An 8,495-nucleotide genomic window follows, 5' to 3' on the forward strand; every position below is an offset into this window, starting at 1 on the left:
CTTTACTGTTTCTAAGAGCATAGTATATTAGGTAGCTTCATTAATGGCAATTATAATTTATATTTTAAAAATAAAGAGAAATAGAGTAATTATTATCTAAAATTTTGATGAAAAAGTAAATTTAATAAAAGTGTTAAAAATCATATTGAAAACAAAGGAAGATTTAGAGTAGGTAAAAAAGTTATAAAAATAGGCTATTCATAATAGTGAAAATATTATTCATGTTATGAATAGTCCTTTTTATATTTTTCACTTTGATTATTTTTTAATTTCTAAGGATTTTAAGAAAATTTCACATCTTTTATTATCAAAATAACAACTTCCCAAATCTCCGTGAGAGGAATCATTGTATATTCCATGAAAATCAGAGCCACAGGTTAAAATTTTATTATATTTATGAGCTAAATTAATAAATTTGGCAGTATCATATTCAGTATTAAGAGAATAATAAGCTTCTATTCCATCAAAGTCATGAGAAACTAAGTCTTCAACCTTTGATTTTTTTATAAGAATAGGGTGAGCTAAAGATACAAAAGCATTATGATCTTTCAATAGCTGTATTCCTTCATCTAGTGAGATTTTTTTATTTTCTACATAAGCATGACTATCTTTAGATAAAAACTTTTTAAAAATTTCATCAAAGCTATAATTATATCCTGAATCTATAATTGCTTTTGCAATATGAGGACGGGCTATTATAGGATTACTTGATATTTGATCATAATCTATTATTATATTAAAATACTTTTTAAGATTTTCTATAATTTTTTTGCCTCTTTCTGCTCTAAAGTCCTTCATTTCTTTTAAAAAGTTTTGCAAGGACAGAGCTTTATAGCTGTCATCTCTAAAATAACCTAATATATGTATACTTTCTTCATTATAAATTGTAGAGAGTTCAATACCCGGTAGAATTGTTATAGGAAGTTTCTTGCTATAAATTAAAGCCTCTTCTACGCCATCAGTAGTATCATGATCTGTAATAGACAATATATTTATTTTCTTTTTTATGGCATAATCAACTAATTCTTTTGGAGAATATCTACCATCAGATGCAGTGGTATGGCTATGTAAATCTATCTTCATATCATCACCTCATATATAATTCTATAATTTAAAGGATTGTTGTTGAATTTTCAAAGTTAATCTCTGATTTTTTTGATATAATATAGATATAACTGAGAAATATTAAACATATTAACATAATAATGTCTATTAAAGAAATTAATTCGTAAAGAATTGATTTCAATGATAATTATGAATTATGCATTCTTTTAAGTTTATTATACCATTTATTTAAACAAATATTATTTTACTAAAGGAGTATACAATGTTTTTAATGATTGATAACTATGATTCCTTTGTTTATAATTTAGTGAGATATTTAGAAGAGATAAAGGAAGAAATTAAAGTATTTAGAAATGACAAAATAACTATTAAGGAAATTTATGATTTAAATCCAGAAGCAATAATTATTTCGCCTGGTCCTAAATCACCAGATAAATCAGGAATAATTTTAGAGGTTATTAAAGAGTTTAAAGGTAAAATCCCCATATTAGGAATTTGCCTTGGTCATCAAGCTATTGGACATGCTTTTGGGGGTAATATTGTAAAGGGGTCTTATCCTGTACATGGAAAAATAAGTTGTATAACTCATGATAATAAGGGTATATTTAAAAACTTAGAAAACCCTTTTAAAGTAACTAGATATCATTCTTTAGTCATTGATAGAAAAACTTTACCTAAATGCCTTGAAGTAACTTCTGAAACAGAAGATGGAGTTATAATGGGAGTAAGACATTGTAATTATCCTATTGAAGGAGTGCAATTTCATCCAGAGGCAGAACTTACAGAGTTTGGACATGAATTACTAATAAATTTTATTAATATTGCAAGAGAATTTAATAAAAGTACATCAAGGAGTAGTTATGAGAGTAAAAATTAAAACTGTAGAAACTGATTTAAATTGCTTTGACATATTTTCATTATTTAAGGATGAAAAAGATATTATTTTCTTAGATAGTGCTAAAGATGAGAATAACTTGGGACAGTATTCAATAATAGGTTTAAATCCATATTTAAAGTTTAAAAGCAAGAATAATTTATGTACTGTAAATAATAAAAGTTTTGAAGGTGATAGTTTTATAGAATTAAATAAAATATTAAGAGAATATAAGATAGAAAACAATACAAATCTTCCATTTATAGCAGGGGCTATAGGGTATTTTTCTTATGATTTAGCACGTCAAATAGAAAAACTTCCTGAAAATGCTGTTGAAGATGTTTTTATTCCTGATGCTTATTTTAATTTTTATGATAATATTATTATTTATGATAATTTAAGTGAGAATTTATTTATTACAGCTTTAGGAATACTTAATAGTGAAGAAAAAAGTATAGACTCTATAGAAGAGAAAATTAAATTAGGAGAAAAAAGAGAAAAATTAAACTTAAGTAATCTTAAGTATGATATAAAGACTTTTAAATCTAACTTTAAGGAAGAGGAGTATTTAAATACCGTATCTACTGTAAAACAATATATAAAAAATGGAGATATTTATATAACAAACTTAACTCAACGTTATTGCAAAGAAATAAAGGAAGAGCCTTTTAATATATATGAAAAATTAAGATCTATAAATCCTGCACCTTTTGCTGCTTATATGGCTTTAGAAGATTTTTATATTCTATCTTCATCGCCAGAAAGATTTTTAAAAATAGAAAACAGAGTTATGGAAACAAGGCCTATTAAAGGTACTAGACCTAGAGGAAAAAATATAATTGAAGATGAAAGATATAAAACTGAACTTTTACAAAGTGAAAAAGATAAATCTGAATTATTAATGATTGTTGATTTAGAAAGAAATGATTTAAGCAAGGTGTGTAAACCAAATACCGTAAAGGTAACAGAATTGTTTAAATTAGAAGAATATAGCACAGTGTTTCATTTAGTTTCAACAGTTATTGGTGAAATTAAAGATGAGTATTCTACTATTGATTGTATTAAAGCTTGCTTTCCAGGAGGCTCTATAACTGGGGCACCTAAAATTAGATCTATGGAAATAATTGATGAATTAGAAAAAGTTAGAAGAAATATTTATACTGGAGCTATCGGATATATAGGATTAGAGGGAAATACAGATTTGAATATTGTTATAAGAACTGCATTAATTAAAGATAATAAAGCATACTTTGGCGTAGGAGGAGGAATAACCTACGAGTCAGTTGAACAAATGGAATATGATGAGACTTTAGATAAAGCTAGAGCTTTAATGAAGGTTTTAAAATAGGTGATAAGATTATGGATAATAAAGAAATAGAACAAAGTATAGTTTTAGATGATGGATATGCCTTTGGAAAAGGACTTTTTGAAACTATATTGATATTAAGAGAACCAGTTTTTTTAAAGAACCATATAAAAAGACTTAATGATGGAATAAATGCTTTAGGAATAGATAACTTTATAAGTGAGAAAGATATCAGAGAAAAGATAGAAGAGCTTAAGTTTACAAACTGTGCTTTGAAAATTATGATATCTGAAAAAAATATAATCTATTCAAATCGCCCTATAATTTATAAAGAAGAACATTATAAAAAGGTTTTAATTTAAAAGTTAGTAATTACAAAAGAAATCAATTTTCTAGAACAACTTATATAAAGTCTTTAAATTGCTTAGATAATATTTTAGAAAAAGAATTAGCTTTAAAAGAAGGATTTGATGAAGCTATATTTTTAAATCTAGATAATTTTTTATGTGAAGGTTCAATTTCTAATCTATTCATTATAAAAAATGAAACAATTTATACCCAAAAATAAGCTCAGGTATTTTACCTGGTATAGTGAGGAATTTTCTAATTAATAATTTAAGAAGTAAAGATTATAAAGTTATTGAAGATTTTATCTCATTAGATGATTTAAAGAACAGCGATGGAGCTTTTTTAACTAATAGCTTAATGGGGATAATGAAAATAAATTCTGTTGATGGTGAAAATATTAAAAATAATAAAATTATAGATGAGATCAAGCTTTACTATGATAATTATATAAATAGTAAATATGGATATTAGCATAGGATAATAGAATGGAGTGTTAAAAATGGTTAATGAAGAAAAAATAAGAGAAGCAATTGCCATGATTATAGAAGCAATAGGAGAAGATCCTGAAAGAGAGGGATTAAAGGATACACCAGATAGGATTGCTAGAATGTATAGTGAAATATTTTCTGGATTAAATGAAGATCCAAAAGAACATTTAGCAAAGACCTTTACTGTAGAAAATGATGACATTGTAATTGAAAAAGATATAGTGTTTTATTCTATGTGTGAGCATCATTTTGTTCCTTTCTATGGTAAAGCTCATATTGCATATATACCTAATGGAAAAGTAGCAGGACTTAGTAAACTTGCTAGAACTGTAGAAGTCTTTGCAAAACGACCTCAGCTTCAAGAAAGAATGAACTCTCAAATTGCAGATTCTATAATGAAAAATTTACAAACTAAAGGTGCTTTGGTTATTATTGAAGCTGAACACTTATGTATGACTATGAGAGGAGTTAAGAAGCCAGGAACTAAAACTGCAACTATAGTTTCAAGAGGAATTTTTAAAGATAATATATCCCTACAAAATCAAGTTATTTCTCTAATTAATCGATAATTAAGGTGGTTAAATGAAAAATTTAATTGATAATAATGTTAGAATTAATAAAATTTTGAACAATAAAGAATTTATTAAATATACTAATGAATTAAATGAATTAGAGGAAGAAAGAAAATTTTGTAGACATGGAATTGATCATTCTTTGGATGTAGCAAGAATCATGTATATTAAAGCTTTAGAAAATAATTTAGATATTAGTAAGGATATAATTTATGCAGCTGCACTATTACATGATTTAGGAAGAGTACTTCAGTATAAAGAAAATATAGGACATCATGAAGGCAGCGTTATTATTGCTAAAAATATATTAATTAATTGTGGATATAATAAAAGCGAAATAGATGAAATATTAATGGCAATTGAAAAGCATAGAGAAAAAAATCATGAAACGAATTTATCTAAACTTTTATATAGTTGTGATAAACTTTCAAGATTATGTTTTAATTGTGATGCTATTAATGAGTGTTATTGGAATAGTGAAAAGAAAAATATGATTATAACCTATTAGTAGGAGAGGATATTATGAATAAAATAATGAAAATAGGAAATCGTGAATTTGAATTAGGAAAGAAAACTTTTATTATGGGTATATTAAATATAACTCCAGATTCTTTTTCTGATGGAGGAAAATTTAATACTGTAGATACTGCTGTTAAGCATGCATTAAAGATGATAGATGAAAATGTAGATATAATAGATATAGGGGGAGAATCTACAAGACCTGGTCATATATCTGTAAATGAAGAGGAAGAATTAGAACGAATTATCCCCATAGTAGAAGCGATAAGAAAAAATACAGACATTCCTATATCTATCGATACATATAAAGGAAAGGTTGCAGAAGAAGCAATTAAAGCAGGTGCATCTTTAATAAATGATGTATGGGGATTTAAAAAAGATCCATATATATCAAAAGTAGCTGCAAAGTACAATGTTCCTTGTTGTTTAATGCACAATAGGGAAGAGACAAGCTATAACAATTTAATTGAAGATATGTTAGAAGATTTAAAAGAGAGTATATCCATAGCAATAAAGAGTGGAGTAAAGGGCGAAAATATAATTTTAGACCCTGGTGTTGGCTTTGCTAAAACTTATGAAGATAATCTTGAGGTCATGAGAAATTTAAAGAAATTTAAAGAGTTAGGTTATCCATTATTATTAGGAACCTCAAGAAAGTCATTAATAGGTAATACTTTAAATCTTCCACCACAAGAAAGAGTTGAGGGTACAATCGCTACTACTGTAATAGGTACAATGAGTGGCTGTGACTTTGTTAGAGTTCATGATGTAAAAGAGAATTACAGAGCAGCATTAATGGCTGATGCTATATATAGAAAAAAATAAACTTAAGAGGTATATAAATATGGATAAAATGTATATAAAAGATTTAGAAATATTTGCAAATCATGGATATTTTCAAGAGGAAAAAAAATTAGGACAAAAGTTTATATTATCTTTTGAATTAGATATTGATTTAAGTAGAGCTGGAGAAGAAGATAACTTAGATAAAACTGTACATTATGGTATACTTTGTGATGAAATAGAAAAAGAGTTTACTAGAATGAGTCATGATTTAATAGAAAAGGCGGCAGAGGAAATAGTAAACTTTATATTGTTAAAATATGAAGCCATAAATAAAGTAAAGCTTAAATTAAAAAAACCATGGGCACCAGTAAGGAAACATTTAAATTATGTTGCTATTGAAATTGAAAGACAGTGGCATAAAGCATATATTGCAGTAGGTTCTAATCTAGGTGATAAAGAAAAGAATATAAAAGATGCACTTGAAATTATAAATAATTCTAAACATACTAAAATAAATAAAATTGCAAATTACTATAATACAGACCCTGTAGGATATACAGATCAAGATGAATTTTTAAATACTGCTATAGAGGTAAAAACGTTGTTAACGCCACAAAAACTTATGAAATTTTTGCTTGATGTAGAAAAAAGTTTAAAGAGAGAGCGAATTATAAAATATGGACCTAGAACTTTAGATTTAGACGTAATATTTTATGATGATTTAATAAACAGTGATGAAGAAATTATAATTCCTCATCCTAGAATGGAAGAAAGATTATTTGTATTAAATCCGCTATGTGATATTGCACCATATAAACTTCATCCTATATTAAATAAAAGAATAATAGATATACGAGACAGTATTCTTAAAGATTCTAATAAAGAATAGGACAAGTATTTAATTTAAAATTATGGAGAATTAATGATTAAGGTTGAAATTAATTTCAACCTTAATTAATTTTTATAATCTCAAATTTTAAAATAAGTATGTTAAGATAAAAAATACCTGCATAATCCATATAAATTAAAAGCTAATGGAATTTCAGCCATATCGATATAATCCATTGAATATTCTCCATCCCAAGGATAAATAGATATATATCTTTCATCATACACATTAATAATATATTTCTCATTTTCGAAGGTTATAAATAGCTTGTATATAGGTATTGTATCAATATTATCGGGTCTATCAATAAAGTATTCATTTTTTATTGAATTTATAAAACGAAGTACATCAAAAGCTTCCTCTTCATTTAGATTTTTTTGTTTGTACAAATTAACATCAAATACTCCGACCTCATTAGGAGTGCTGTCTACATAACAATCTATTAAATTATAAGTATGATAGGAATTAGTAGGCTTTTCATCTTTAAATATATCTTTAATATCATAACTACAGGAAGTAGTTGTGATTAATATTAATAATATCGTAATTAAAGTTAATATCTTTTTATACATAAAAAATCATCCCCTTTTTTCTATATTAAATTATGAAAAAGCGAGATGATTTATTACTAAATATTACTTTTTTACTAAATCTTTAAGTTTAGGATGATTTTCTTCGTATACGTCCATAAATTTTTGCCAATATATTTTTATAACCCCAGCAATAGGTACTGCAATTAACATACCTATAGCTCCATAAATTGCCCCTCCTACAGCTAATGCAAATATGCAAAAGACAGGGTGTATTCCAACGGTTTTACCAGAAAGTTTAGGACCAAGCCAATTTCCATCTATTTGTTGCAGTATAAATAATAAAATTAATATAAAAAATGCTTTCTGTGGGTCATAAAATACATTTAATAAGGTACCAAAAACAATGCCTAAGAAAGGTCCAAAATAAGGAATCATATTGGTTACTCCAAAGAATAAACTAATCAACAGTACAAAATTAGAATCTAATAGAAGTAACCCAATAAATGCTGCTAATCCCACTATAGCAGATTCTACTGCTCTTATACCTATGTAAGAACCAATCATTTTATCAAAAGTATTCAATAATTCTATAAATTTAGTTCCTCTATCTTCTTTAAGAACCATATACATAAGCTTTTTGAAATATAGAATGAAATGTTCTTTATCGTATAGATAATAAGCAGAAATTACAAAACCTAAAGTCCATTTAATCAAAGAACCTGCTAAAGAGCCAGTTATTGATAATAAGGATGTAAAAATAGTGGATAATATATTATACATATTTGCATTTATTTTATCTATTATGTTATTATTCTGAATCCAATATTTAACTGTATCATTAGTAATATAATTTTCGATGAACTCCATTGTTTTTGACATAAAGGATGGAGTAGCTTCAATTAAAGTTTTAAGATTTGATATTATTCCAGGTAATAAGAATTTTATATTTAGAATAGTAAGTAAAATTATTATTATAAAGGATAATAACAAACTAAGACCTCTAGAAAATTTAAGTTTTATCTCAAAAACTTTCATTAAAGGATTAATACAATAAGCGATAACTGCACCAATTATGAAAGGGGATACTACATTTTTTAATGAGGTGAATAAATCAA

At 26.1% G+C, this 8,495-nt stretch carries 10 protein-coding genes and 1 pseudogene; 8 read left to right on the plus strand and 3 right to left on the minus strand.

Going from position 1 to position 8,495, the window contains the following annotated elements:
• Window positions 1–258: 258 nt before the first annotated feature.
• Complete coding sequence (locus ACY1IQ_RS20775) at window positions 259–1,083, minus strand: PHP domain-containing protein (protein WP_461615785.1); 825 nt, start codon at window positions 1,081–1,083, stop codon at window positions 259–261.
• Between the two features lie 244 nt (window positions 1,084–1,327).
• Between ACY1IQ_RS20775 and ACY1IQ_RS20780 the strand changes: the two genes are divergently transcribed.
• The 8 genes and pseudogenes from ACY1IQ_RS20780 to folK all read left to right on the plus strand — a co-directional run bounded on the left by ACY1IQ_RS20780 (window position 1,328) and on the right by folK (window position 6,847).
• A complete protein-coding gene (locus tag ACY1IQ_RS20780; protein ID WP_461615786.1) occupies window positions 1,328–1,942 on the plus strand; it encodes an anthranilate synthase component II in 615 nt (204 codons plus the stop codon).
• Window positions 1,926–3,287 (plus strand): aminodeoxychorismate synthase component I, encoded by a 1,362-nt coding sequence (gene pabB / locus ACY1IQ_RS20785; protein ID WP_461615787.1) that lies wholly within the window; start codon window positions 1,926–1,928, stop codon window positions 3,285–3,287. The genes ACY1IQ_RS20780 and pabB overlap by 17 nt, the downstream gene beginning before the upstream one ends.
• An 11-nt stretch (window positions 3,288–3,298) precedes the next feature.
• Window positions 3,299–3,607, plus strand: coding sequence for an aminotransferase class IV (locus tag ACY1IQ_RS20790; protein ID WP_461615788.1), 309 nt, complete (start codon window positions 3,299–3,301; stop codon window positions 3,605–3,607).
• A 44-nt stretch (window positions 3,608–3,651) separates the two neighbouring features.
• Window positions 3,652–4,064: pseudogene (locus tag ACY1IQ_RS20795) on the plus strand (aminotransferase class IV).
• 28 nt (window positions 4,065–4,092) lie between these two features.
• Complete coding sequence (gene folE, locus ACY1IQ_RS20800) at window positions 4,093–4,650, plus strand: GTP cyclohydrolase I FolE (RefSeq protein ID WP_461615789.1); 558 nt, start codon at window positions 4,093–4,095, stop codon at window positions 4,648–4,650.
• A gap of 13 nt (window positions 4,651–4,663) precedes the next feature.
• Window positions 4,664–5,161 (plus strand): HD domain-containing protein, encoded by a 498-nt coding sequence (locus ACY1IQ_RS20805; RefSeq protein WP_461615790.1) that lies wholly within the window; start codon window positions 4,664–4,666, stop codon window positions 5,159–5,161.
• Window positions 5,162–5,187: 26 nt separating this feature from the next.
• Window positions 5,188–5,997 carry a dihydropteroate synthase gene (folP, locus tag ACY1IQ_RS20810; protein ID WP_461615794.1) on the plus strand — a complete coding sequence of 270 codons (810 nt, stop codon included), beginning with the start codon at window positions 5,188–5,190 and terminating at the stop codon, window positions 5,995–5,997.
• Window positions 5,998–6,016: 19 nt separating this feature from the next.
• Complete coding sequence (gene folK, locus ACY1IQ_RS20815; RefSeq protein ID WP_461615791.1) at window positions 6,017–6,847, plus strand: 2-amino-4-hydroxy-6-hydroxymethyldihydropteridine diphosphokinase; 831 nt, start codon at window positions 6,017–6,019, stop codon at window positions 6,845–6,847.
• A gap of 101 nt (window positions 6,848–6,948) precedes the next feature.
• On the opposite strand, the gene ACY1IQ_RS20820 is transcribed toward folK, so the two are convergent.
• Both ACY1IQ_RS20820 and ACY1IQ_RS20825 read right to left on the minus strand, forming a co-directional pair.
• Entirely contained in the window at window positions 6,949–7,419 is a 471-nt protein-coding gene (locus ACY1IQ_RS20820) for a DUF4883 family protein (protein WP_461615792.1), read from the minus strand.
• Between the two features lie 63 nt (window positions 7,420–7,482).
• The coding region (locus ACY1IQ_RS20825; RefSeq protein ID WP_461615793.1) for an AI-2E family transporter at window positions 7,483–8,495 on the minus strand (1,013 nt) is incomplete at its 5' end.

The organism is Clostridium sp. Marseille-QA1073 (assembly GCF_054863625.1).